Raw genomic sequence first — 25590 nt, 5'->3', positions numbered from 1 at the left:
GACTGAAGGGAATCACGCATGAAGATTCACGAGTACCAGGGTAAGGAAATCCTGCGGAAATTCGGCGTCGCGGTACCGCGCGGCAAGCCGGTCTTCTCGGTGGATGATGCGGTCAAGGCCGCGGAAGAGCTGGGCGGCCCGGTGTGGGTCGTGAAGGCTCAGATCCACGCGGGTGGCCGTGGCAAGGGCGGCGGCGTCAAGGTCGCCAAGTCGCTGGAACAGGTTCGCGAGTACTCGAACCAGATCCTCGGCATGCAGCTCGTCACGCACCAGACCGGTCCGGAAGGCCAGAAGGTGAACCGCCTGCTGATCGAAGAAGGCGCCGACATCAAGAAGGAACTGTATGTCGGTCTCGTGATCGATCGCGTTTCGCAGAAGATCGTCGTGATGGCGTCGAGCGAAGGCGGCATGGACGTCGAAGAAGTCGCGGAAAAGACGCCTGAGCTGATCCACAAGGTTGCCGTCGATCCGTCGACTGGCCTGAAGGACCCGGAAGCAGACGACCTCGCGAAGAAGATCGGCGTGCCCGACGCTTCGATCCCGCAAGCTCGCGCGATCCTGCAAGGCCTGTACAAGGCATTCTGGGAAACCGACGCATCGCTCGCCGAAATCAACCCGCTGATCCTGACCGGCGACGGCAAGGTCATCGCACTCGACGCGAAGTTCAACTTCGACTCGAATGCGCTGTTCCGTCACCCGGAAATCGTCGCGTACCGCGATCTGGACGAAGAAGATCCGGCTGAAATCGAAGCGTCGAAGTTCGACCTCGCGTACATCTCGCTCGACGGCAACATCGGCTGTCTGGTGAACGGCGCTGGCCTCGCAATGGCAACGATGGACACCATCAAGCTGTTCGGCGGCGAACCGGCGAACTTCCTCGACGTCGGCGGTGGCGCGACGACCGAGAAGGTCACCGAAGCGTTCAAGATCATGCTGAAGAACCCGAACCTGACCGCGATTCTGGTCAACATCTTCGGTGGCATCATGCGCTGCGACGTGATCGCGGAAGGCGTGATCGCGGCGTCGAAGGCCGTATCGCTGAAGGTGCCGCTCGTGGTCCGCATGAAGGGCACGAACGAAGACCTGGGCAAGAAGATGCTCGCCGAATCCGGCCTGCCGATCATCTCGGCGGACAGCATGGAAGAGGCGGCTCAGAAGGTCGTCGCAGCTGCTTCGGGCAAGGCGTAAGCCAGCTGTCCACGGCGCATTTACCAGCTCATTTGCCAGGTTTACGAGTGGCGGCGCGCAAGCGACACAGGCGTGAAGCATCGCGCCGAGTGGCGCTACCGCGCGACGCCAAACGAACAGAGGTCAATACATGTCGATTCTGATCAACAAAGACACCAAGGTCATCACGCAGGGCATCACCGGCAAGACCGGTCAGTTCCACACGCGTGCTTGCCGTGAATACGCAAACGGCCGCGAAGCGTACGTCGCGGGCGTGAACCCGAAGCGCGCCGGCGAAGATTTCGAAGGCATCCCCATCTACGCGAGCGTCGCTGAAGCCAAGGCTGAGACGGGCGCGACCGTGTCGGTGATTTACGTTCCGCCGGCAGGCGCTGCCGCTGCAATCTGGGAAGCAGTCGAAGCCGACCTGGATCTCGCAATCTGTATCACGGAAGGCATTCCCGTCCGCGACATGATCGAGATCAAGGACCGTATGCGTCGCGAAAACCGCAAGACGCTGCTGCTCGGACCGAACTGCCCGGGCACGATCACGCCGGACGAGTTGAAGATCGGCATCATGCCGGGTCACATCCATCGCAAGGGCCGCATCGGCGTCGTGTCGCGTTCGGGCACGCTGACGTATGAAGCAGTCGGCCAGCTGACCTCGATCGGCCTCGGCCAGTCGTCGGCAGTCGGCATCGGCGGCGACCCGATCAACGGTCTGAAGCACATCGACGTGATGAAGATGTTCAACGACGATCCGGATACGGACGCCGTCATCATGATCGGCGAAATCGGCGGTCCGGACGAGGCGAACGCCGCGCACTGGATCAAGGACAACATGAAGAAGCCGGTGGTTGGCTTCATCGCTGGCGTCACGGCGCCTCCGGGCAAGCGCATGGGCCACGCCGGCGCGCTGATCTCGGGCGGTGCGGACACCGCTGAAGCAAAGCTGGAAATCATGGACGCGTGCGGTATCAAGGTCACGAAGAACCCGTCGGAAATGGCGCGTCTTCTGAAGGCGATGCTGTAAATCGAATTCGCGTGCCGTTGGCGCGCGATTTTGATACGCTTACGAATTCCTTTCGTGAGCGGGCGGTCCCGAAAAGCGGGGGAGTGCAGACTCCCCCGCTTTTTTTTCGTCCGCGCTTGCGCCGCGGTTCTGTCCGCGCGGTCGATTTTTTCTTATGCTTTTTTCCATGCTCGAATTCTTCACGACCCTCCATTGCGGCTCGGTCTTTCAGATCATCGTCATCGACGTTCTGCTCGGCGGCGACAACGCGGTCGTGATCGCGCTCGCCTGCCGCAACCTGCCGCGGTCGCAGCGCATGCGTGGGATCGTGTGGGGGACCGCCGGCGCGATCGCGCTGCGCGTCGTGCTGATCGCGTTCGCGGTCGTGCTGCTCGACGCGCCGTTCCTGAAGTTCGCGGGCGGCTTGCTGCTGCTGTGGATCGGCGTGCGCCTGCTCGCGCCGGCGCACGACGCTCACGACAACGTGAAGCCGGCCGACAAGCTGATCTCGGCGGTGAAGACGATCATCATCGCGGATGCGGTGATGAGCGTCGACAACGTGATCGCGATCGCGGGCGCGGCCGAAGCCGCGGAGCACGAGCACCGGTTGGCTTTGGTGATCTTTGGCCTCGTCGTGAGCATTCCGCTGATCGTGTGGGGCAGCCAGCTGATTCTGAAGCTGCTCGATCGTTTTCCGGGCATCGTACTGTTCGGCGCGGGCCTGCTCGGCTGGATCGCGGGTGGTCTGATGGTCAACGACCCGGCCGGCGACCGCTGGGCGATCCTCGACACGCCAGTCGCCGAATACGGGATGAGCATCGCGGGCGCGCTGTTCGTCGTGATCGTCGGTTATCTGTTGAAGCGCCGCAACGCGAAACGCGCGGCGGTGTGAGCATGGCTCTGACGGTGCATCGCTGTCTGATTCGTGATGCCGTCCGAATGCAAGCCTGGCCATCCGGCTGACTGTGACGCGCGAGCTTCGCTCGCTACGATTAAAAAGCCTGTTCCCGATCCACGGGCCAGGCGTTTCTCGTATCAGGAGTCTGCCGATGATCGTTACCCTGCCATATTCCCCTTACTCTCAATCGACGCAATCCTCGCGTAGGTCGCGCCGCGCACGCTGGCGCGCGAGCTGGTTCGCGCGCATCTGCCGCCGCTGCGGCGTCGGCTTCACGCTGATCGAGTTGATGATCGTACTCGCGATCGTCGGCGTGATCGCGGCCTACGCGATTCCCGCGTATCAGGACTATCTGGCGCGCAGCCGGGTCGGCGAGGGCTTGTCGCTCGCGGCGTCGGCGCGGCTCGCGGTGGCCGAAAACGCCGCGAGCGGCAACGCGTTCGGCGGCGGTTATGCGTCGCCGCCCGCCACGCGCAACGTCGAGTCCATCCAGATCGACGACGACACTGGTCAGATCACGATCACGTACTCGACGCGTGTCGCGCAGGCCGGCGCAAACACCATGACGCTGGTGCCGTCGGTCCCGGACAACGTCGATGCGCCGAGCGCGCGAGTCGCGTTGAGCAAGGACGCGGTGCAGACCGGCGCGCTGACGTGGGAATGCTTTGCGAGCGGCAAGAGCGCGTCGTCGTTGCCGGCGCCGGGTTCGGGGCCGATGCCAGGCGAGGCGCCGACGCTCGCCGCGAATCTGGCGCCGCCCGAATGCCGTTCATAAGGGGCAAATGAGTGAGTGAACGAGACAGCAGCCGAGCGCTGACTGGATGAGTCGAAGCCACAACGCAAAGGGCTGATTTTCAGCCTATTTCGGCCGGACCGGCGCACAGTGCAACGAAATTTTTGTATAGTGCGCCGGTTGCTGACGCCCACCGTTGATTCGATGCCCACCCCTTTCGCGCGCTACCTGTCTCTCGTACTGCTGGCTCTTGCGTTGATCCTGCCCTACGCGGTTGCCAACCATACGTATCCGATCCCGACCTTCTACGCCGAATTCACCACGCTCGCGCTGTTTCTGCTGACCGGGGCGGCCGTCGTGCTGCTGGTCGCGACCACCCGGCCGCGCGTGAGCTTCGCGTCGCCCACGGTCGCGCTCGTACCCCTGCTGTTCGGCCTCGTGCTGGTCGTGCAGACGCTGGTGCTGCCGGTCGCGGAGCCATCGATGAACTGGCTCGGCGCGGGCTTCCTGCTCGCTGCGTGGATGGCCGTGCATGTGGGCTACGGCTTCACGCGCGTGAAGCTCGACGAGACCGCGTTGCGCTGGGCGGCGGGGGCGTTGATCGTCGGCGGTCTGTTCGCGGTGTTCAGTCAGGTGATCCAGCTGTTTCACCTCGAGACGCGCGTGGCTCCGCTCGTCGTCGCGTACAACATAACCGTCGAGCGCCGGCCGTTCGGCAACATGGCGCAGGCGAACCACCTTGCGACGTATATCGCGTTCGCGATGGCGGGCGCGCTGTACCTCGTACAGACGCGCCGCATCGCGGTGCCCATCTGGCTGCTCGTGTCGACGATTTTCTCGGTCGGCCTCGCGCTGACCGTGTCGCGGGGTCCATGGCTGCAGATGGGCGTGATCGTCGTCGCCGGCTTCTGGATGGCCTTCGCGCAGACTCGCAACGAACCGAAACTGCGCCGCAGCAACCGTGAATGGCTGGTGCCGATCGCGCTCGCAGTGCTGTTTTTCGTGGTCAATGCGCTGATCCGCTGGGCCAACGTGCGCTTTCACCTAGAACTCGGGCAGTCGGCGGCCGAGCGCTTCCAGGATGCCGGCCAGATTGCGCCGCGCCTCGCGCTGATGAAATACGGCTGGACGATGTTCAAGCAGCATCCGCTGCTCGGCGTCGGCTGGGGCGAATTTCCGAGCCATCAGTTCGAGCTCGTCAAGCAACTGGGCGGCGTCGAAATCGCCAACAACTCGCACGACATTTTCGTCGACCTGCTCGCGAAAACCGGTCTGATCGGTCTCGCGATCGTGCTCGTGGGTCTCGTCGCGTGGCTCGTGCGCGTCGTGCGTGCGCCGCAAAGCGCCGCGCGCGTGTTCGGCATCGCGCTGATCGGCGTGCTGACGATGCATGCGCTCGTCGAGTATCCGCAGCAGTACATGTTCTTCCTGTTGCCCGCGATGTTCGTGTTCGGCCTGCTCGAAACGCGGCCGTTGCGCGTGGTGCCGGCGAATCTGTCGCTCGGCGCGTTCGCGGTGGTGGTGTTCGGCGGACTCGCCGCGCTGTATCCGGTGTATCGCGACTATGCGCGTGCCGAGGTGCTCTACTACGGCGCGCGTCCGGCCGAGCAGTACGGCGCCGATCCGTCGTTCATGTTCGGCGCGTGGGGCGAATACGGTCTCGCGACGCTGCAGCCGATGAATCCGCTGAACCTGCAGCGCAAGCTCGCGATGCACAAGCAGGCGATCGCCCTGTTGCCCGGCGAGACGGTGCTGCGTCGCTACGCGGTGCTGCAGGCGCTGACCGGCGATACCGCGGCGGCGCTCGATACGGTCGAACGCTTGCGGATCTTCGCCGAGGAATTGAAAGACTGGCCGGCGCAGCTCGGCTATCTCTACCAGCTCGTCGACGAGCAGAAGTCGCTCGCGGGCTTCAAGCAGCAGTTGGTGAAGCGCTACGGCACACCGGCGGCCGATGCGACGCCGGATGACGACAGCGACGACGATTGATCGGACCGCGGAAGCTTAGGCGTGCTGGTGCCGCGGCTTCCTCCCTTCATAGTTCAAAACTCGGAATACTTCGCGGCCATGCCTTTCGCCTTGTCGACGGGGTAGCGCGCTTCGTTCAGCTTCAGTTTTTCCGCTGCCGCGTCGACGAGATCGAAGCCGGCGGTATGGGCGACCAGCAGCAGATACATGAACACGTCGGCGCACTCGTGCCTGAGGTTCGTCGATTGCGCGGGATCGCCGAGCAGCGCGTCGATCTGCGCATCGGTCTTCCATTGAATCGTCTCCAACAGCTCGCCAGCTTCGATGCCGGTGGAGACGATCAGGTTGCGCAACGTGTGAAACTGCCGCCAGTCGCGCGCGTCGCGAAACGCCAGTAGCTGCTCGAGCAGTTCGTCGATGGTCATGTTGCTATCCGGATAGTTGTCGAACCGCACGTCAAGCTTGCGCCACCCAATCCCCCGATTTCCCGCCATGCTTTTCCATCACCTTCACATCGGTGATGGTCATGCCGCGATCCACCGCCTTGCACATGTCGTACACGGTCAGCAGCCCGATCTGCACGGCGGTAAGCGCCTCCATTTCGACGCCCGTGCGTCCAAACGTCTCGACCTGGACCGTGCAATGCACGCCGGGCATCTGCTCGTCGAGTTCGAAATCGGCCTTCACGCGTGTCAGCGCGAGCGGATGACAGAGCGGAATCAGATCGGCGGTGCGCTTCGAGGCCTGGATCGCCGCGATCCGCGCGATGCCGATCACGTCGCCCTTTTTGGCGTTGCCGTCGCGGATCAGCGCGAACGTGTCGGGCAGCATGCGGATCGAGCCACGCGCGATCGCGATGCGCCTGGTCTCCTGCTTGCCGCCGACGTCCACCATATGCGCGTCACCGGCCGCATCGAAATGAGTGAGTTCAGGCATGGTTGACTCCTTCAGAGGGCGCCTATCATAGCAGTGCGGCGCGGCCTCGAATCGTCGCGGCGACTGATTACATTTGCGCTGTGTCGTGCTCTGAGTGTTGCCTCGTACGCGTCCTGCGACGCCCTTGCCCGTTATCTTAGTCCGGGCCACGGGCGGCGTTTTTCGACTTCGTCAGACCGGCTTCGCGTTGCATCCAAAACGATTCCTCGCTGCGTCGCTATTCATCGCGCTCGCGATGCCGCCGGGCGCGCTCGCGCAATCGACGGGCGGGGCAGCCACCGTGCCGGGAACGTCATCGTCCGAGGCGCCGCTCGTGAGCGGCCCGAGCGACGCGCATGGCGATCCGATCCTGCCGCCCGACGTCGCGCGCGGCGTGTTCGGCACCTACGGCGGCGCGCAAGGCCGCCATTTCCAATGGCGGCGGTAGCGGTGGCACTGGCGGCAAAACCGGCAGCAACGACTGGCGCGCGCCGATCGTCGCGCAGCAGTTGCCCGATCTCGGCAGCGGCGGCGCCGGCTCGCTGAGTCCACAGGCCGAACGCAAGCTCGGCGAGCGCGTGATGCGTGAGATACGCCGCGACCCCGACCATCTCGACGACTGGCTCGTGTGCGACTATCTTAATGCGGTTGCCGTCATGCTAGCGGCAGCGGCCAGCGCGCTGTACATCGGCGGTTATCGTCCGGATTTCGAGCTGTTCGCGGTGCGCGACGCGCAGATCAACGCCTTTTCGCTGCCGGGCGGTTTCATCGGCGTGAACACGGGGCTGATCGTGACGACGCAGACGGAGTCCGAGCTCGCGTCGGTGCTGGGTCACGAGATGGGGCACGTGCTGCAGCGGCACATCTCGCGGATGATCTCGAACGGCGAGCGCGGCGGCTACGCGGCGCTCGTCGGTGTACTTTTCGGCGTGCTGGCAGGCGTGCTCGCGCATAGCGGCGACCTCGGCAGCGCGATCGCGCTCGGCAGCGAGGCGTATGCGGTCGACAGCCAACTGCGCTTCTCGCGATCGGCCGAGCAGGAGGCGGACCGCGTCGGTTTTCTGCTGCTCGCCGGCGCCGGTTACGATCCATACGCGATGCCCACGTTCTTCCACCGGCTCGACCCCGCGGCGATGAACGAAAACGGCATTCCGGCCTATGCGCGCACGCATCCGCTGACCGTCGAGCGGATCGCGGGCATGGAGGACCGCGCGCGCCGCGCGCCGTACCGGCAACCGCATCAGGATCCCGAGTACGGCTTCGTGCGGGCGCGCTCGCGTCTGTTGCAGGACCATTCGCGCAGCGAATAGGTGGACGAGATTTCGCGATTGCGCTCGGAAATCGAGGACCGCACCGCGCTGAACGTCGCGGCGAACTGGTACGGCATCGCTTACGGGCAGATGCTGCTCGAGCGCTACGACGACGCGGCGGCCTCGCTCGCGAACGCGCGCGCGACGTTCGTCTCGGGCGCGCGTGCGCAAGGCGAGCCCGAGCGTGATTCGCCGAGCCTCGACGTGCTCGCGACCGACATCGCACGGAGTGCCGGTCACACCTACGAAGCCGCGCGTCTCGCCGAGCTCGCGCAGAAGCGCTGGCCGCAATCGAACGCGGCGATCGACATGCATATCCGCACGCTGTTGACGCTGCATCGCTTCACCGACGCGCAGGCGCTCGCGAAGCAGGAGACCCGGGCGCATCCCGATAAACCCGCGTGGTGGCTCTATCTCGCGCAGGCGAGCGCGGGCAGTGGCGATGCATTGACGCAGCATCGCGCGATGGCGGAGAAGTTCGCGCTGGAGGGCGCGTGGCCATCGGCGATCCGGCAGCTGAAGGGCGCGCGCGACCTGAATACGATCGGCTATTACGACCTCGCGACCGTCGACGCGCGCCTGCACGAGATGGAGAGCCGCTACAAGGAGGAGCGGCTCGACGAGAAAGGGTAGGGTGGACGTGAGCGCGCGTCAGACCTGCGCCGCCGGGCTCGCAACGAAGCCAAACCGCGCGGCCACCTGATCGCGTCGCACGCTTTGCAGCGGCAAGGTGCGCTGAACACTCCAGTGGAACGCACCGCTCAATGAGCCATCGTCGGCGAGCGTCGCGTGATCGGAGAAGATCTCGAGGTCGTGATCGTGCAGCACCGCGATACGTGCTGGCTGCGAGCGATCGGCAAACAGAATGCCGCCGTCTTCATCCACGAACACCGCCGCCGGCTCGAACGCGCCGCCGCCCTGGTCGTGCAGCGCGAGCGTTCCATCCGCGTGCGCGGACAATCTGACCACCCACGGCGTATAAGCCAGCTCGACATACACGCGCTGTGGTCCGTTCTGAAAAAACCACTGCCCGCGCTCATCGGCCTCGTAGTTCCGGTTGATGAAGCCAAGCAGCGCCTCATGCCGGATCGGCACGCCGGGCGCGCCGCTCGCCTGGGCCGCTTCGTCGCGCATGCGCCAGTTGCCGCGCCGGTCGAGCATCAGCCAGCCGGTGCAACTCGGCACGTTCGGCCATTTGGCGAGCGCCTGTTTGACGATGTCATCCATGATCGACGTGTCGCTCCAGATAGCCGAACACGCGCCGCGACAGCCAGTCGATGCGGCCCGGGAACGGCCCGGTCATGAAGCCCGCGTGGCCGCCGTGCTCAGGCTGAGAAAGCTCGACCGCCACCGACACCTCGTGCCGCGACGGCAGCGCTTCGGCCGGCAGGAACGGGTCGTTGCGCGCGTTGAGCACGAGCGTCGGCACCTGAATGTTCGGCAGCAGCGGGCGGGTGGTTGCGGTGCTCCAGTAGTCGTCGGTATCGCGAAAGCCGTGCAGCGGCGCGGTCACGACGTTGTCGAACTCGTACATCGTGCGGCTCGCGAGCATCGCGTCGCGATCGAACAGGCCCGGGAACTGCTCGAGCTTCTGGTTGGCCTTGTGTTTCAGCGTCTTCAGGAAGCTGCGCGTGTAGACGAGGCCGAAGCCCTGCGACAGCGCACGGCCGCCCGCATGGACGTCGATCGGTGTCGAAATCGCGGCAGCGGCGGCTACCACCCGCGCCGCATCGGCCTGCCGCTCACCGAGCCAGCGCAGCAGCACGTTGCCGCCGAGCGACACGCCCGCCGCGACCACCAGCCCGCGATGCGCGGCGCGCAGGCGGCGCAGGATCCAGTCGACCTCGTTGCTGTCGGCGAGATGGTAGAAGCGCGGCAGCCGGTTCAGCGGGCCGCTGCAACTGCGAAAGTGCGGCACCACGCCGTGCCAGCCGTATTCGCGCGCGGCGGCCATCAGCGCGACCGCGTAGTGCGACGACGAACTGCCTTCCAGGCCGTGAAACAGCACCAAGAGCGGCGCGGTGTCGGTGGGCGGAGTATCGTGCGCGACCCAGTCGAGATCGATGAAATCGCCGTCCGGGGTGTCCCAGCGCTCGCGGCGAAACGATACCGCGGGGCGGCGCGCGAACAGCGACGGGACGATCGTCTGCACATGCCGGTTCGGCAGCCAGAGCGGCGCGCGGTACAGCAGCTCGACGGTCGCCTCGACGGCGGCCGCCACCTTGACGGGGGCCGTACCGGAGGAAGCGGGTTTAAGTGGCGTCGAACTCATACCGGCGGAAAAGCGAGAAAACGTGATTCTGAATCTGTCGTGGTGCCGCGCGTCAGTGCAGCGAGCCCTGGCCATGCCGCATCTTCGTCGCGAACTGGCTGGCGGTCTCGTTCGGCATCGGGCTCGCGTGAATATGCGCAATGCGCCATTCGCCGCGTTCATGGACCATCACGTAGGTGGTGAAGACCATCGCGGGCGTGGCGGTCGGGTCGGCCGGACGATGCGCTTCGGCAATCGCATAGACGACGGTGCCGAGGCTGTCGTAGACGCGGATGTCGAGCGGCTCGATCGACACCGGCAGCGCTTCGAGCTGGACCTGCAAGCCATTGCGGATGCTCTCGAGGCCGTGCAGATGCGAGCCGTCCGCGCAGATGCAGCTGACGAACTCCTCGTCGATCCACAAGCCCATCAAGCTGTCGATATTGACCTCGGCGACGGCCTGATAGTAGGCGTTCAGGGTATCGGCGGCGGCTTCGAAGATATGGGCAAAACGTGGCATGGCTTGTCAGTCTCTTGTGCGCGGCGCGCGGTTGCGGGACGGTCCAGAGCGCCGGACCATCGCCCCGGCGTCAGCTTGCCCGTGCCGCAAGGCGCGAACATGACGCGACGCGCTCGGGGCGTGCGGTGTTGCGTGCAAGTACCAGTCGGCTCAGCGCTGCGCGAGCAGCATGCCGCGCAAATCGCCGAAAACCTGCTCGGCGCTCAGCTGCTTCAGACAGTTCAGATGACCGAGTGGGCACTCGCGCTCAAAACAGGGGCTGCATTCGAGATGAAGCCATTGTACCTTCGCGAGCTCGGACAAGGGCGGGGTGTGGCGCGGATCGGTCGAACCGTAGACGGCCACGAGCGGGCGGCGCAGCGCGGCGGCCACGTGCATCAGTCCGGAGTCGTTGGTGACGACCGCGTTGGCCCGCGAGATCAGCGCGCAAGCCTCGCCGAGTGCGGTCTGGCCGCACAGGTTGCGCACGTTCGGCGCTTTCTCGGCGATCGCCTGCGCGAGCGGCGCGTCTTTCGGCGAGCCGAGCGCGACGATTTGCGTGTAGGGGAACGACTGGCCGACCATCTGCGCGAGCGACGCGAAGTGCTCGGGCGGCCAGCGCTTCGCGGGACCGTATTCTGCGCCGGGGCAGAACACCAGCAGCGGCACGCGCGTATCGAGATTGAAGCGCGCCGACACGCGCGAGGCCTCGTTCAGGTCCGTGTCGAGGCGCGGCATCGGCAGATCTTCGGGGACCTTGGCGCCTGGCGCATAGGCGAGGGCGGCGTAGTGGCCGACCATCGGCGGGCGGGCGTCCTTGCGCGGATTCGCGTGACGCACGTTCAGCACGCCGTAGCGACTCTCGCCGGTGTACCCGATGCGCAGCGGAATGCCCGCCAGCCACGGAATCAGCGCCGACTTGAACGAATTCGGCAGCACGTAGGCCGCGTCGTAGCCGACGTCGCGCAGATCGCTCGACAGCTGCCAGCGGCGCAGCATCTGCAGCTTGCCGTGGGCGAGATCGGTCGCGTAGACGTCGCGGATTTCCGGCATGCGTTCGAGCACGGGTGCGACCCAACTGGGCGCGACCGCGTCGATGACGATGCGCGGATGCAATTTCACGAGGCGCGCAAACAGCGGCTGCGCCATCAATGCGTCACCGATCCAGTTCGGTGCGATAACCAACGCGCGACGCATCAGAGTGAGTGTCCGGTGTCGATAACAAGCGCCGCGCGCGATGCGCGCGGCACTCGGATAGGTAAATGGGGAAAGCGGAAAGCCGCACGGCGCGATGCCGTTTGCCCACATGCGCCGCTATGGCGGCGCAGCCGCACGGGTCGTGCGATCGAGCCTGCGGCGCGGCGAGCGCGCGATTCAAAACGCGCGCCTCGTGCCATGCAAGCTGGCTCAGAATCGCTCGATGCGTTGGATCAATGGCCCTTGATCACTTCGCCGTCGCGCAGCTTGTAACGCGTGCTGCAATACGGGCAACGCGCTTCGCCGTGCGATACGTCGATGAAGACGCGCGGATGCGCGCTCCAGCGCGGCATAGCCGGGTTCGGACAATACGCCGGCAGATCTTTTGCCGACAGTTCGACCAGCGGCATTTCCTTGATTTCGCTCATGAGACTTTCTCGTTGTATGCGGGGTGCTTGCAGTGCGCCGCCGTTGGGCCGCGCGGGGTATCTCGAAACGTCGCTCAGATTTTCGTGAGCCAGTGCGCGTATTTCGCGCTCCTGCCGTTCACGACGTCGAAGAAAGCCGACTGCAGCTTTTCGGTGATCGGGCCGCGCGCGCCAGCGCCGATCGTGCGGTTGTCGAGCTCGCGGATCGGCGTGACTTCGGCCGCCGTGCCGGTGAAGAACGCTTCGTCGCAGGTATAGACTTCGTCGCGCGTGATGCGCTTTTCGATCACCTGCAGGTCCATGTCGCGCGCGAGCGTGATGACGGTGTCGCGCGTGATGCCGTCGAGGCACGACGACAGATCAGGCGTGTACAGCTTGCCGTTGTTGACGAGGAAGAAGTTCTCGCCCGAGCCTTCCGACACGTAGCCGTCGACGTCGAGCAACAGCGCTTCGTCGTAGCCGTCGGCGATCGCTTCCTGGTTCGCGAGGATCGAGTTCACGTACCAGCCCGACGCCTTCGCGCGCACCATCGACACGTTCACGTGATGGCGCGTGAACGACGACGTCTTTACGCGGATGCCCTTGGTGATGCCGTCTTCGCCAAGGTATGCGCCCCACGGCCACGCGGCGATCGCGACGTGAATCGTGTTGCCCTTGGCCGACACGCCGAGCTTTTCCGAGCCGACCCAGATGATCGGGCGCAGATAGCACGAATCGAGCTTGTTCTCGCGGACCACTTCGCGCTGCGCGGCGGCGAGCGTTTCATGGTCGAAGGGCACGGCCATCTGGAAGATCTTCGCCGAGTTCAGCAGGCGCTTGGTGTGCTCCTGCAGGCGGAAAATCGCGGTGGCGCCGTCGGCCGTCTTGTAAGCGCGCACGCCCTCGAACACGCCCATGCCGTAGTGCAGCGTATGGGTGAGCACGTGGATTTTGGCATCACGCCACTCGATGAGCTCGCCATCCATCCAGATCTTGCCGTCGCGGTCGGCCATTGACATACGGTTCTCCAGCAGGTGCGTTATGAGATGCGGCCATGAGCGCAGGACATAGCCGGGAGCGCTATTTTAGCGTCTTTTGCACACACCACGGGCATTTGGGCGCACCCCGGACGCTATAATCCAGCGCACGCATAAATCAAATCCGGATGCGCCAGCGGGTCGTCTCGCAAGCTGGCGCCGACCTGGCCTTCTTGACGGCGTTTCCTGCGCCCGCACCCTTCGCCCGATGCTCGCTCGACTGTCCGACACCGATCGCCGCGCTTTTCGTGAAGGCGCGCGCGCCTATGCCCCCACGCTGATGGCGATTTTTTCCTGGGGCCTCGTGACCGGCATCGCGATGAGCAAGTCCGTGCTGACGCTGCCGCAGGCGCTCACGATGTCGCTGCTGTGCTACGCCGGATCGTCGCAGCTGGCGGTGTTGCCGCTCCTCGCGGCGAAGCTGCCGGTGTGGACGGTGCTGCTGACCGCGGCGATGGTCAACACCCGCTTCGTGATCTTCAGCGCCGGCCTCGCGCCGCACTTCTCGTATCTGTCGATGTGGCGGCGCATCGTGCTCGGCTATTTCAACGGCGACGTGATCTATCTGCTATTCGTCAAGAAGAGCTTTCCGACCGGCTACGTGCCGGGCAAGGAGGCGTACTTCTGGGGCATGGCGGTATCGAGCTGGCTGTCGTGGCAGGTGTCGTCGATCATCGGCATCCTGCTCGCGAGCCTGATTCCGGACAACTGGGGGCTCGCGCTGGCCGGCACGCTCGCGCTGCTGCCGGTGATGGTGTCGGCGATCGCCACCCGCTCGACGCTGGTCGCGGTCAGCGTGGCCGGCATTGTGTCGCTGCTCGCGCTCGATTTGCCGTACCGGCTGGCGTTGCCGCTCGCGGTGATCGCGGCGATCGCGGCCGGCAGTGCGGCCGACCTGATGATCGAGCGCGCCGACCTGCGCCGCATTCGTGGCGTGAACGATCGCGCCGGAGACTCCCGATGACCTCCACGCAAATCTGGCTCGCCATTTTCGGCATGACCTTCGTCACCGCGCTCACGCGCGCGATGTTCCTGATCGGCGGCGAGCGCACGGTACTGCCAGCGCGCGTGCAGAAGATGCTGCGCTACGCGCCGGCCGCCGCGCTCGCCGCGGTGGTGGTGCCCGACGTGCTGACGACGTCCGATGGGCTGTCGTTCGCGCCTTCCAACCATGAGCTTTACGCGACGCTCGCCGGCCTCGGCTGGTTTTTGTGGCGGCGCACCATGCTCGGCACGATCGTGACCGGAATGGTCGTGTTCACGCTGATGCGCGTCTTCCTGTGACGGCCGGGCCCGGGGTGCGGCGATGAATGCTACGTCGCGGCATCTGCGGCCTTGCGATCAAATGCGCGAGATTCGCCGCGTCGCGGATCAGAAGGCCGTTGGGATCAGTTAAAATGCTTTTTCCGGGTTGAGCGCGCCGCAGCTAGGCGCCTGGTGCCGCGGCCGGCCGCAGGCGCCCGATCCCGCGGAGCCGTTGGGCCGAAGCGCTGGAGTTCGCTGCGCCTCGTCCCCGCGCGCTGTCCGTCACCGCCTTCTCATCAACTCGCATACTCAAGCCCATGAACAAGGTATTGCGTCTCTCCGACCTGATCGCCGAAGGCAAGCTGTCCGGCAAACGCGTGTTCATCCGCGCCGATCTGAACGTGCCGCAGGACGATCAAGGCAACATCACCGAAGACACCCGCATCCGCGCCTCCGTGCCGGCCATCAAGGCCGCGCTCGACGCCGGCGCCGCCGTGATGGTCACCTCGCACCTTGGCCGTCCGACCGAAGGCGACTTCAAGCCGGAAGATTCGCTCGCACCAGTGGCGAAGCGTCTCGCGGAGCTGCTCGGCCGCGACGTCCCGCTCGTCGCGAATTGGGTCGAAAACGGAGTGAACGTCGCGCCGGGCTCGGTCGTGCTGCTCGAAAACTGCCGCGTCAACAAGGGCGAAAAGAAAGATTCCGACGAGCTCGCGCAGAAAATGGCCAAGCTCTGCGATATCTACGTGAACGACGCGTTCGGCACCGCCCACCGCGCCGAAGCGACTACGCACGGCATCGCGAAGTACGCGCCGGTTGCCTGCGCGGGTCCGCTGCTCGCCGCTGAGCTCGAAGCGCTCGGCAAGGCGCTCGGCGCACCGAAGCGTCCGCTCGTGGCGATCGTCGCGGGCTCCAAGGTGTCGACCAAACTGACCATCCTGAAGTCGCTCGCGGAGAAGGTCGACCAGCTGATCGTCGGCGGCGGCATCGCCAATACGTTCATGCTCGCGGCCGGCCTGAAGATCGGCAAGTCGCTCGCCGAAGCCGATCTCGTCGACGAAGCGAAGGCGATCATCGACGCGGCCAAGGCCCGCGGCGCCTCGGTGCCGATCCCGACCGACGTCGTCACGGCCAAGGAGTTCTCGCCGACCGCGAAGGCAGAAGTAAAGGCCGTCGCCGATGTGCAGGACGACGACATGATCCTCGACATCGGCCCGGAAACGGCCAAGGTGCTCGCCGCGCAACTCGAGAAGGCCGGCACGATCGTGTGGAACGGCCCGGTCGGCGTGTTCGAGTTCGACCAGTTCGGCAACGGCACGAAGACGCTCGCGGACGCGATCGCGCGCTCGGCGGCGTTCTCGATCGCAGGCGGCGGCGATACGCTCGCGGCAATCTCCAAGTACGGCATCCACGACCAGGTGAGCTACATTTCGACGGGCGGCGGCGCATTCCTCGAGTTCCTCGAGGGCAAGAAGCTGCCGGCGGTAGAAGTTCTGGAATCGCGGGCTTAACGTGGCGACGCGCTCCCCAGCGGCGAAGTCGACCAAGGCGCGTGGCGTGAAAGCGCCGCGCGGTAACGCGGCAACGCCGGCAGGGGAGCGCGCGACACGCGCGGCCGCTGCGTCGGCAGCGGCCGGACAGGACGTGGCTGCCGAAGCGCCGATAGCGCCCGCGGCCACCGAACCGGCGCTAGCCGCCGGAGCGCCCGCGGGACCGGTTGAAGCGCATGCTCCGACCGGCGACGCGGAGCAGCCCCCAACGGCGCAGGTCGAATCTGCTCAACACGGTTCGGCCCAGCCGGAACAGCCTTCCGGCAAGCAGGACAGCAAATCTCCGGCGCGCGAGGCGCCGGTCTCGAATACCGCATCACCCGCATCACTCCACAAAGCGACACCGGCCACAACCGGCGCGCGACCCCAGGCAGCATCTTTCGATGCGCGAACTCCGCAGCAGCCCCGCAGCGCTCTTACCAGCGATCCTATCCAGACGAGGAGACTCATGCATCGCGCCACCAAGATTGTCGCTACTATCGGTCCGGCTTCCAGCACGCCGGAAATCCTGCTGCAAATGATTCAGGCGGGATTGGACGTGGTGCGGCTCAATTTCTCACATGGCACCGCGGACGACCATCGCCAGCGCGCCGAATTCGTGCGCGAGGCGGCACGCCAGGCCGGCCGCGAAGTGGCCATCATGGCCGACCTGCAAGGCCCGAAAATCCGCGTCGGCAAATTCGAGAACGGCCGCACGACGCTCGTCACCGGCAATCCGTTCATTCTCGACGGGGAATGCGAGCTCGGCAACGACGAGCGCGTCGGCCTCGACTACAAGGATCTGCCGCGCGACCTGAAGCCAGGCGACGTGCTGCTGCTCAACGACGGTCTGATCGTGCTCAGCGTGCAACGCGTGATCGGCCAGGAGATCCACACGGTCGTGAAGATCGGCGGCGAGCTGTCGAACAACAAGGGCATCAATCGCCAGGGAGGCGGTCTGTCGGCGCCCGCGCTGACCGCGAAAGACATGGAGGACATCCGCACGGCGATGTCGCTCGGCGTCGATTTCGTCGCGGTGTCGTTCCCGAAAAACGCGACCGACATGGAAATGGCCCGCCAGCTCGCGAACATCGCCGGCGCGCCGTACGGCATCAAGCCGAAGATGATCGCGAAGATCGAGCGCGCGGAAGCGATTCCGGCGCTACAAGGCATCCTCGACGCGTCGGACGGCATCATGGTCGCGCGTGGCGATCTGGCCGTGGAAGTGGGCAATGCCGCGGTGCCGGCGCTGCAAAAGCGCATGATCCGGATGGCGCGCGAATCGAACAAGTTCGTGATCACCGCGACGCAGATGATGGAGTCGATGATCCACGCGCCGGTACCGACCCGCGCGGAAGTGTCGGACGTCGCCAACGCGGTGCTCGACGGCACGGACGCGGTGATGCTGTCGGCGGAATCGGCGGCGGGCAAGTACCCGGTGCAGACCATCGAGACGATGGCCGCGATTTGCGTCGAAGCGGAAAAGTCCGAGCAGTCGGAGCTCGACAAGGACTTCCTCGACCGCACGTTCACGCGGATCGACCAGTCGATCGCGATGGGCGCGCTGTTCACCGCCTATCACCTTGGCGCCAAGGCCATCGTCGCGCTGACCGAATCGGGCTCGACCGCGCTGTGGATGTCGCGTCACTGGACCCATGTGCCGATCTTCGCGCTGACGCCGCGCGTCGGCAGCGAACGGGCGATGGCGCTGTACCGCAACGTGACGTCGCTGCATCTGGACACCAACACCGACCGCGACACGGCGCTGCAGCAGGCGCTCGAAACGGTGGTCGGCAAGGGCTACGCGTCGCACGGCGACATGGTCGTGCTGACGGTCGGCGAGCCGATGGGTCAGGCGGGCGGCACCAACACGTTGAAGATCGTGCGGGTCGGTGAACCGTACTGATCAGGCAGGACTGCTCGATCGGCACAGGCTCGATTGTGCGAAGCAGGGCGGCGAAACCCGCACGGTCCATGTGCGACGGCGCACCAAAGCGCCGGTGTCATCGCGGGAACGCCCCCTGCTTCGCGATAAAATCGCCGCAAAAGATGCCGACGGCAAAAGAATTCGTTTCAATCTAAGGAGTTTCAGCATGCCTCTCGTATCAATGCGTCAACTGCTGGACCATGCCGCGGAAAACGGCTATGGCCTTCCGGCATTCAACGTGAACAACCTGGAGCAGGTGCAGGCGATCATGGCCGCGGCCGACAAGGTCAACGCCCCGGTCATCATGCAGGCGTCGGCCGGTGCGCGTAAGTACGCGGGCGAGCCGTTCCTGCGTCATCTGATCGAAGCGGCGGTCGAGTCGTATCCGCACATTCCGGTCGTGATGCACCAGGACCACGGTCAGTCGCCGGCGGTGTGCATGGCGGCGATTCGCAGCGGCTTCACCAGCGTGATGATGGACGGTTCGCTCGAAGCCGACGGCAAGACGGTCGCATCGTACGAGTACAACGTCGAAGTGTCGCGCAAGGTCGTTGAGGCGGCGCACTCGATCGGCGTGACCGTGGAAGCGGAGCTGGGCGTGCTCGGTTCGCTCGAAACGATGAAGGGCGACAAGGAAGACGGCCACGGCGCCGAAGGCACGATGACGCGTGAACAACTGCTGACCGATCCGGAGCAGGCCGCCGACTTCGTCAAGCTGACCCAGTGCGACGCGCTGGCCATCGCGATCGGCACCTCGCACGGCGCCTACAAGTTCAGCAAGAAGCCGACGGGCGATATTCTGTCGATCCAGCGCATCAAGGAAATCCATCAGCGCATTCCGAACACGCACCTCGTGATGCACGGCTCGTCGTCGGTGCCGCAGGAGCTGCTCGCGGAAATCCGCGAATTCGGCGGCGACATGAAGGAAACCTACGGCGTGCCGGTCGAAGAAATCCAGGAAGGCATCCGTCACGGCGTGCGCAAGGTCAACATCGATACCGACCTGCGTCTGGCGATCACGGGCGCGATCCGTCGCTACATGGCGACCAACCCGGGCAAGTTCGATCCGCGCGATTACCTGAAGCCGGCGCGCGAAGCGGCGATGAAGATCTGTCTCGACCGTTACACACAATTCGGCTGCGAAGGCCAGGCCGGCAAGATCAAGCCGGTTTCGCTTGATAAAATTGCGGAGAAGTACAAGTCGGGCGAGCTCGCGCAAGTCGTCCGTTAAGCTGTAGTTTTGGCTCCGCGCCTGGCCGTTTGGCCAGGTTGTCGTCCGATCGCCGTTCCCGCATCATCGGGGGAACGGCGTTTCCCTTTTGTTCCGGTCACATTTTTTGCACCACTTTTAGCGAACCACGACGATGTCTACCCTCTACGAATCCACGCTCCGCTCGCTGCCGCTGCTCGGCCGCGGCAAAGTCCGCGACAACTATGCGGTGGGCAACGACCAGTTGCTGATCGTCACGACCGACCGTCTGTCGGCGTTCGACGTGATCATGGGCGAGCCGATTCCGAACAAGGGTCGCGTGCTCAACGCGATGGCGAACTTCTGGTTCGAGAAACTGAAGCACGTGGTGCCGAACCACCTGACGGGCGTCGCGCCGGAGTCGGTGGTCGCGCCGGACGAAGTCGAGCAGGTCAAGGGGCGCGCGGTGGTCGTCAAGCGTCTCGAGCCGATCCTCGTCGAAGCGGTGGTGCGCGGCTATCTGGCCGGCAGTGGCTGGAAAGATTACCAGGCCACCGGTTCGGTCTGCGGCGTGCAACTGCCGCCGGGTCTGCAGAACGCGCAGAAGCTGCCCGAGCCGATCTTCACGCCGGCCGCAAAGGCCGAGATGGGCCACCACGACGAAAACATCACCTATGACGAGATGGAGCGCCGCATCGGCACCGAACTGTCGGCCACGATCCGCGACATTTCGATCCGTCTGTATAAGGAAGCCGCTGATTACGCGGCCACGCGCGGCATCATCATTGCGGACACGAAGTTCGAATTCGGTCTGGACAACCACGGCAAGCTGTACCTGATGGACGAGGCGCTGACCGCCGATTCGTCGCGCTTCTGGCCGGCGGACCAGTACCAGGTCGGCACGAACCCGCCGTCGTTCGACAAGCAGTTCGTGCGCGACTGGCTCGAAACCCAGCCGTGGAAGAAAGAGCCGCCGGCGCCGAAGCTGCCGGACGACGTGGTCGCGAAAACGGGCGAGAAGTACCAGGAAGCGCTCGAGCGCCTGACCGGCCACAAGCTCGACTGATCTGATCGCGCGCGCCGTGTCAGGCGCGCATCGCCGGGAAACAAGGAAGCCGTAAGATGAGTGAAGCACAAACCGCCCATACGCATGATGCGCCGGTCGTCGGCGTATTGATGGGCTCCAGTTCCGACTGGGAAGTGATGAAAAACGCCGTCGCGATTCTGCAGGAATTCGGCGTGCCGTACGAAGCGAAGGTCGTGTCCGCGCACCGCATGCCCGACGAAATGTTCGCCTATGCTGAAAGCGCGAGCGCGCGAGCGCGGCATTCGCGCGATCATCGCGGGTGCGGGCGGCGCCGCGCATCTGCCGGGCATGCTGGCCGCGAAGACCACGGTGCCGGTGCTCGGCGTGCCGGTCGCGAGCAAGTATCTGAAGGGCGTCGATTCGCTGCATTCGATCGTGCAGATGCCCAAGGGTGTGCCGGTCGCGACGTTTGCGATCGGCGAGGCGGGTGCCGCGAACGCGGCGCTGTTTGCGGTGTCCCTGCTCTCCGGCACCAGCGCCGAATACGCGGACAAGCTCGCTGCATTCCGTGTGCGCCAGAACGAAGTGGCTCACGCGATGGTATTGCCGGCGCTGTAAGCGCGCTGGTTGTTTTATAAGACGTCTCCTGTCCGACCCCCGGCCGGATGCCCGCCGCTCGCGGTGCGAGCGCGACGCGTATCCGGCCGCGACCGACCACCAAGATGAACCCTGACAACACACCGATTTCACCGATTCTGCCCGGCGCATGGCTTGGCATGGTCGGTGGCGGCCAGCTCGGCCGCATGTTCTGTTTCGCCGCCCAGGCGATGGGCTATCGCGTCGCCGTGCTCGATCCGGACGAAACCAGCCCGGCCGGCGCGGTCGCCGACCGCCACCTGCGCGCGGCCTACGACGACGAAGCGGCGCTGACCGAACTCGCGCGGTTGTGCGCGGCGGTGTCGACCGAATTCGAGAACGTGCCGTCCGCGAGCCTCGACTTTCTCGGCAAGACCACCTTCGTGAGCCCGGCGGGGCGTTGTGTCGCCGTCGCGCAGGACCGGATCGCCGAGAAGCGCTTTATCGCGTCGTCGGGTGTGACGGTTGCGCCGCACGTCGTGATCGAGTCGTCGGATGCGCTTGCGGCGCTGGGCGATGGCGAGCTCGAAGCGGTGCTGCCCGGCATCCTGAAAACGGCGCGCATGGGTTACGACGGCAAAGGCCAGATTCGCGTGCGCAACGCCGAGGAAGTGCGCGAGGCGCATGCGTCGCTCGGCGGCGTGCCGTGTGTGCTCGAGAAGCGCCTGCCGCTGAAGTTCGAGGTGTCGGCGCTGATCGCGCGCGTGGCGAGCGGGGCGTCGGTCGTCTATCCGCTCGCGCAGAACACCCATCGCGACGGCGTGCTATCGCACACCATCGTCCCCGCGCCGGACGCGTCGCCGGCGCTCGTGCAGCAGGCTCAACAGGCCGCGCTGCAGATCGCCGAGAAGCTCGGCTACGTCGGCGTGCTGTGCGTCGAATTCTTCATTCTCGAAGACGGCTCGCTAGTCGCCAACGAAATGGCGCCGCGCCCGCATAACTCCGGCCACTACACGGTCGACGCGTGCGCGACGAGCCAGTTCGAGCAGCAGGTGCGCGCGATGACCAGCATGCCGCTCGGCGACACGCGCCAGCATTCGCCGGCGGTGATGCTGAACATCCTCGGCGACGTGTGGTTTCCGGACGGTCCGAAGCGCGCGGCGGTCACGCCGCCGTGGCAGGAAGTCGCCGCGATGCCGTCAGCGCGCCTGCATCTGTACGGCAAGGAAGAGGCGCGTTGCGGCCGCAAGATGGGCCACGTGAACTTCACCGCGCCGACCCTCGAAGAAGCCCGCACCGCGGCGCGCGATTGCGCGCGGCTGCTGCACATCGCTACCAGCTGACGCGCGCGCCATGCCGGATCAACTGAAACCCGCCGAGGACGCTACCAACGCATTGCCGGTCAGCGCCGCGCAGATCGAGCACGCGGCGGCCTTGCTCGACGCGGGGGGACTGGTCGCGTTTCCGACGGAAACCGTGTACGGCCTCGGCGGCGATGCCGAGAACCCGGACGCGGTCGCGCGCATTTACGCGGCGAAGGGGCGGCCGGCCAATCATCCGGTGATCGTGCATCTCGCGCCGCATGGCGATCCGAACTACTGGGTCGAGCATTTGCCGGCGGATGCGCAGCGCCTGATCGACGCGTTCTGGCCGGGACCGCTCACGCTGATCCTCAAGCGCGCTGCGCGCATTCCGGCGGCGGTCAGCGGCGGGCAGGACTCGGTGGGACTGCGCTGCCCGTCGCATCCGGTTGCGCAGGCGTTGCTCGATGCATTCAGCGCGTTGCGCGGCGGGCATGGCGGCGTCGCCGCGCCGTCGGCGAACCGCTTCGGGCATGTGAGCCCGACCACCGCGCACCATGTGCGCGACGAGTTCGGCAGCGCGATTCATGTGCTCGATGGCGGCGCGTCGGATGTCGGTATCGAGTCGACGATTCTCGATCTGTCGCGCGGCTTTCCGGCGCTGCTGAGGCCCGGTCGCGTGACGCCGCAGGATATCGCCGACGTGCTCGGCGAGGCGCCGCGTCTGCCCGACGGGTCGGACGCGACCGCGCCGCGCGCGTCGGGCACGTTGAAAGCGCATTACGCGCCGCGCACGCCGCTCGTGCTGCTGCCATTCGGCGAGCTCGAACCGCTGCTCGCGGTGCGCGAGCCGGGCGAGCGCGTCGCGCTGGTCGCGCGCGCGTCGCGTGCGGGACAGTGGGCCGATGTCGACGGCGTGCATTTCGTCGCCGCGCCGGAAGATCCGCACGTCTATGCACGCGAACTCTACGGCTTGCTGCGCGCGCTCGATCGCGCGAACGTCACGCGGATTCTGATCGAGAAGCTGCCCGATACGATCGAATGGATCGCGGTCAACGATCGGCTCGGGCGCGCGGCGGCGGCGTTCGAAACGCAGCACTGACGCAATCGGCTCGCTGCGCTGCATGGCGTGGCCACCGGAAAAGACAAAGGCCCGGCTCGTTCAACGAGCCGGGCCTTTTGCCATCTAGCCAGCCTTAGCGATGCAGGTTAGCTGTCATGTCAATCCCGCTAACCCCACGGCCAACCCCGCGTTACTTGCCAAGCCCGCTAGCAGCGATCTGCGTCTCGACCTGCTGTGCGAACAGCGCTTGCAGATGCGTGGTCGGATGCACGAGGTCGGCGAACATGTAGGTCTGGTCCGCGCCGGCCACCGTGTAGGTTTGCGGCGAGCAGAACAGCGACTTCGCGAACGCGCTGCCGAAGTCCGCCGCCGTCTGGCCGGATGCGAGCACGCTTGGATTGTTCGTCGCGTACGTGGTCGCGCTTTGGGCCATCGACGCCAGGTTACACGCGGTGCCCGCATTCGACACGGTGAAACCGAGCGACTGATAGTTCTGCAACGTCCGGTCGATCCACGCGAACGCGCTCACGTAGATGACCTGCTTGCTCGACGCGAGGCCTTGCTGCAGCACGCCGTTGTAGGTCTTGACGAGCGCGTTGATGAGCGCCTGGCCTTGCGCGCCCGCGGCGAGACCTTGCGGCGTCTGCGCGATGTCCGGCACGTCCGACACCACCACGTGCGTCGCGCCCGACGCGACGACCTTCTGCACCGTGCCGACGAACGTGGTCGCCGCGGTGGTGATGTCCTGCAGCGCGGCCAGCGTGGCCGTCTGCGACGCGGCGGCTGCGGCCGTCTGCGCGTCGGCCGGGGTACCGCCTTTCAGGAGCGCCTGCGTCGCCGCTGCCGTACCGGCAGCCGAGACCGCTTGCACCGCGACGAAGATGTCGTTCGCGCCGCCGTTCATCAGCACGAGCTGGTTCGAATTGAAGCTGTTATTGTGCCCGGCCAGATACTCGGCGACCTGCGTCGTGACCGGCACCGTCGTCGCGGCCATGTTGTTCGGCGCGTAGCCTTCGCCCGGCTGCAGATCGACACGCGAGCCGCCCTGCGCGTAACCGAGGCCGCCCGTCGCGGTGAGCGGCATGCCGAAGCCTCCGACGTACGCGGCGGTGAGCGTGCCGCCGTAGTACTCGGCGACCTTCTGCGTCCAGACCTCACCCGGATTCGTCGTGAAGCGGCCGCCGCCCGTGCCGACGTTCGCCTGGACCGCCGGCATGTATGTGCCGACATCCGACAGGCTGTCGCCGAATGACACGACCTGCAGCGTGACGCCCCCCGGCGGCGTGTTGCTGCTGCTCGAACTATTGTTGTCGCTGCCACCGCCGCATGCCGCGAGCGCGGCGAACGCTGCGCTCGCCACTGCGATCTGCGTGACGCGCAACCATTGCTGTTTCTTCGAAGCGGTTTGATTCATGTTGACTGCATCTCCTCGTATGTGTGGCCCTTGATGCCATGTGTTGCAGGCGGCGTCCACCGCGTTGGCGGCGTGACGACAGCTTACAGAATCTTCTACGGCCTGCGCGATGTCCGAAGCGCGACCGTATGGTTTGAGTTCAAGCCGGGTAGCTCTGCGGTGGCTTTGCTCACGATGTTGTCCATACCCGAATGCGTATGCGCGTTGGCTCCCGCGTCGAGGCTGCTGCCGAGCAGACGATCCCAGATCACCAGTACACCTGCGTATTTGCGATCGATGTAGCGTTCGTTGCGCGCATGATGCACGCGATGGATCGACGGCGTATTGAACACGTATTCGAGCCAGCCGAGCTTGCCGATCGCCTGCGTGTGCACGAAGAACTGGAAGCCGAGATTGATCAGCACGATCGCGACGATCTGCTTCGGAGCAAAGCCAGGAATGGCGAGCGGAATCCAGAACACCCACATGCCGGCTATCGGGTACATCAGGCTCTGGCGGAACGCGGTCGAAAAATTCATCCACTCCGACGAGTGATGCACGACGTGGGCGGCCCACAGCCAGCGCACGCGATGACTGCAGCGATGAAACACGTAATAGAGCAGGTCCTGCGCGACGAACAGCACGACGAACGACAGCCATGTCGCCGGCCATGCATGAATGCGGTAATGCTCGTAGAAAAACGCGTAGACAGGGATGATCGCGAGCCACGCGAGCTTGTCGGCGGCCTGCTGCAGCAGCGCGAGCGCGGCGTTGCACAGCGTGTCGCGCCAGCTGTAGAGCCGCTCGGCCGGGCGCGTGCGGCTCACGTGCCACGCCTCCCAGCCGATGCAGGCAAGAAAGACGGGCGCCATGGCGAGCAGCAGCAATTCGGCATCGAATTGCATCTTGTCTCCCTTCCTGGTCCCTGACCGCCGCGCGGTACGCG

General features: G+C 65.4%; 23 protein-coding genes and 2 pseudogenes. 15 read left to right on the top strand and 10 right to left on the bottom strand.

Going from position 1 to position 25590, the window contains the following annotated elements; genetic code table 11:
• Nucleotides 1–18 precede the first annotated feature (18 nt).
• The 5 genes from sucC (at nucleotide 19) to OKW41_RS37590 (ending at nucleotide 5799) form a co-directional block, all read left to right on the top strand.
• Entirely contained in the window at nucleotides 19–1188 is a 1170-nt protein-coding gene (sucC, locus tag OKW41_RS37610) for an ADP-forming succinate--CoA ligase subunit beta (protein ID WP_429451608.1), read from the top strand.
• A 130-nt stretch (nucleotides 1189–1318) separates the two neighbouring features.
• Nucleotides 1319–2200, top strand: coding sequence for a succinate--CoA ligase subunit alpha (gene sucD / locus OKW41_RS37605; protein ID WP_184022990.1), 882 nt, complete (start codon nucleotides 1319–1321; stop codon nucleotides 2198–2200).
• A gap of 166 nt (nucleotides 2201–2366) precedes the next feature.
• On the top strand, nucleotides 2367–3071 hold the full coding sequence (locus OKW41_RS37600) for a TerC family protein (protein ID WP_429576540.1): 705 nt from the start codon (nucleotides 2367–2369) through the stop codon (nucleotides 3069–3071).
• A gap of 157 nt (nucleotides 3072–3228) precedes the next feature.
• Nucleotides 3229–3852, top strand: a complete 624-nt coding sequence (locus OKW41_RS37595) for a pilin (RefSeq protein WP_429575675.1) — start codon at nucleotides 3229–3231, stop codon at nucleotides 3850–3852.
• Between the two features lie 162 nt (nucleotides 3853–4014).
• Nucleotides 4015–5799: a PglL family O-oligosaccharyltransferase gene (locus OKW41_RS37590; RefSeq protein ID WP_429575674.1), complete on the top strand. Its 1785-nt coding sequence runs from the start codon at nucleotides 4015–4017 to the stop codon at nucleotides 5797–5799.
• Nucleotides 5800–5852: 53 nt separating this feature from the next.
• Here the strand turns inward: OKW41_RS37590 and OKW41_RS37585 are convergent, their stop codons facing one another.
• Together OKW41_RS37585 and moaC are read right to left on the bottom strand one after the other, a co-directional pair.
• A complete protein-coding gene (locus tag OKW41_RS37585; RefSeq protein ID WP_429575673.1) occupies nucleotides 5853–6203 on the bottom strand; it encodes a nucleotide pyrophosphohydrolase in 351 nt (116 codons plus the stop codon).
• A gap of 31 nt (nucleotides 6204–6234) precedes the next feature.
• Entirely contained in the window at nucleotides 6235–6714 is a 480-nt protein-coding gene (gene moaC / locus OKW41_RS37580; protein WP_018421713.1) for a cyclic pyranopterin monophosphate synthase MoaC, read from the bottom strand.
• A gap of 187 nt (nucleotides 6715–6901) precedes the next feature.
• Between moaC and OKW41_RS37575 the strand changes: the two are divergent.
• Nucleotides 6902–8636: pseudogene (locus tag OKW41_RS37575) on the top strand (M48 family metalloprotease).
• Between the two features lie 18 nt (nucleotides 8637–8654).
• Here OKW41_RS37575 and OKW41_RS37570 read toward each other — a convergent pair.
• From OKW41_RS37570 to OKW41_RS37545, 6 genes are all read right to left on the bottom strand, one after another.
• Entirely contained in the window at nucleotides 8655–9230 is a 576-nt protein-coding gene (locus OKW41_RS37570) for a DUF2946 family protein (RefSeq protein ID WP_429469729.1), read from the bottom strand.
• Nucleotides 9223–10275, bottom strand: coding sequence for a hydrolase (locus OKW41_RS37565; RefSeq protein WP_429575672.1), 1053 nt, complete (start codon nucleotides 10273–10275; stop codon nucleotides 9223–9225). Before OKW41_RS37565 ends, OKW41_RS37570 begins: the two co-directional genes overlap by 8 nt.
• Before the next feature lie 52 nt (nucleotides 10276–10327).
• The gene (locus OKW41_RS37560; protein ID WP_429451598.1) at nucleotides 10328–10774 is read right to left on the bottom strand and encodes a nuclear transport factor 2 family protein; all 447 of its coding nucleotides are present in this window, start codon (nucleotides 10772–10774) and stop codon (nucleotides 10328–10330) included.
• 150 nt (nucleotides 10775–10924) lie between these two features.
• Nucleotides 10925–11950, bottom strand: coding sequence for a lipopolysaccharide heptosyltransferase II (gene waaF, locus OKW41_RS37555; RefSeq protein WP_018421708.1), 1026 nt, complete (start codon nucleotides 11948–11950; stop codon nucleotides 10925–10927).
• Between the two features lie 233 nt (nucleotides 11951–12183).
• On the bottom strand, nucleotides 12184–12378 hold the full coding sequence (locus tag OKW41_RS37550; RefSeq protein WP_008920434.1) for a zinc-finger domain-containing protein: 195 nt from the start codon (nucleotides 12376–12378) through the stop codon (nucleotides 12184–12186).
• A gap of 74 nt (nucleotides 12379–12452) precedes the next feature.
• A complete protein-coding gene (locus tag OKW41_RS37545; RefSeq protein WP_429451596.1) occupies nucleotides 12453–13376 on the bottom strand; it encodes a branched-chain amino acid transaminase in 924 nt (307 codons plus the stop codon).
• Nucleotides 13377–13602: 226 nt separating this feature from the next.
• Between OKW41_RS37545 and OKW41_RS37540 the strand changes: the two genes are divergently transcribed.
• From OKW41_RS37540 to OKW41_RS37500, 9 genes and pseudogenes are all read left to right on the top strand, one after another.
• Nucleotides 13603–14358 (top strand): AzlC family ABC transporter permease, encoded by a 756-nt coding sequence (locus OKW41_RS37540; RefSeq protein WP_429451594.1) that lies wholly within the window; start codon nucleotides 13603–13605, stop codon nucleotides 14356–14358.
• On the top strand, nucleotides 14355–14678 hold the full coding sequence (locus tag OKW41_RS37535) for an AzlD domain-containing protein (RefSeq protein ID WP_090801726.1): 324 nt from the start codon (nucleotides 14355–14357) through the stop codon (nucleotides 14676–14678). Before OKW41_RS37540 ends, OKW41_RS37535 begins: the two co-directional genes overlap by 4 nt.
• Before the next feature lie 278 nt (nucleotides 14679–14956).
• Nucleotides 14957–16150, top strand: a complete 1194-nt coding sequence (locus tag OKW41_RS37530) for a phosphoglycerate kinase (protein WP_429451591.1) — start codon at nucleotides 14957–14959, stop codon at nucleotides 16148–16150.
• Nucleotides 16151–16637: 487 nt separating this feature from the next.
• Nucleotides 16638–18074, top strand: coding sequence for a pyruvate kinase (pyk, locus tag OKW41_RS37525; RefSeq protein WP_429451589.1), 1437 nt, complete (start codon nucleotides 16638–16640; stop codon nucleotides 18072–18074).
• Between the two features lie 187 nt (nucleotides 18075–18261).
• Nucleotides 18262–19326, top strand: a complete 1065-nt coding sequence (gene fba, locus OKW41_RS37520; RefSeq protein ID WP_429575671.1) for a class II fructose-bisphosphate aldolase — start codon at nucleotides 18262–18264, stop codon at nucleotides 19324–19326.
• Between the two features lie 133 nt (nucleotides 19327–19459).
• Nucleotides 19460–20350, top strand: a complete 891-nt coding sequence (locus OKW41_RS37515; RefSeq protein WP_184006461.1) for a phosphoribosylaminoimidazolesuccinocarboxamide synthase — start codon at nucleotides 19460–19462, stop codon at nucleotides 20348–20350.
• A 56-nt stretch (nucleotides 20351–20406) separates the two neighbouring features.
• Nucleotides 20407–20929: pseudogene (gene purE, locus OKW41_RS37510) on the top strand (5-(carboxyamino)imidazole ribonucleotide mutase).
• A gap of 104 nt (nucleotides 20930–21033) precedes the next feature.
• A complete protein-coding gene (locus OKW41_RS37505; protein ID WP_429575670.1) occupies nucleotides 21034–22230 on the top strand; it encodes a 5-(carboxyamino)imidazole ribonucleotide synthase in 1197 nt (398 codons plus the stop codon).
• Between the two features lie 10 nt (nucleotides 22231–22240).
• Nucleotides 22241–23290 carry an L-threonylcarbamoyladenylate synthase gene (locus OKW41_RS37500; RefSeq protein ID WP_429575669.1) on the top strand — a complete coding sequence of 350 codons (1050 nt, stop codon included), beginning with the start codon at nucleotides 22241–22243 and terminating at the stop codon, nucleotides 23288–23290.
• Nucleotides 23291–23441: 151 nt separating this feature from the next.
• Here OKW41_RS37500 and OKW41_RS37495 read toward each other — a convergent pair whose 3' ends face one another.
• Nucleotides 23442–24665 carry an SGNH/GDSL hydrolase family protein gene (locus OKW41_RS37495; RefSeq protein WP_429451580.1) on the bottom strand — a complete coding sequence of 408 codons (1224 nt, stop codon included), beginning with the start codon at nucleotides 24663–24665 and terminating at the stop codon, nucleotides 23442–23444.
• Between the two features lie 95 nt (nucleotides 24666–24760).
• A complete protein-coding gene (locus tag OKW41_RS37490) occupies nucleotides 24761–25549 on the bottom strand; it encodes a sterol desaturase family protein (RefSeq protein WP_429575668.1) in 789 nt (262 codons plus the stop codon).
• Nucleotides 25550–25590 lie beyond the last annotated feature (41 nt).

The organism is Paraburkholderia sp. UCT70 (assembly GCF_050434085.1).
Lineage (GTDB): Bacteria > Pseudomonadota > Gammaproteobacteria > Burkholderiales > Burkholderiaceae > Paraburkholderia > Paraburkholderia tuberum.
The sequence above is the reverse complement of the archived record's forward strand: the minus strand, read 5'-3'. Positions and strand labels throughout refer to the sequence as shown.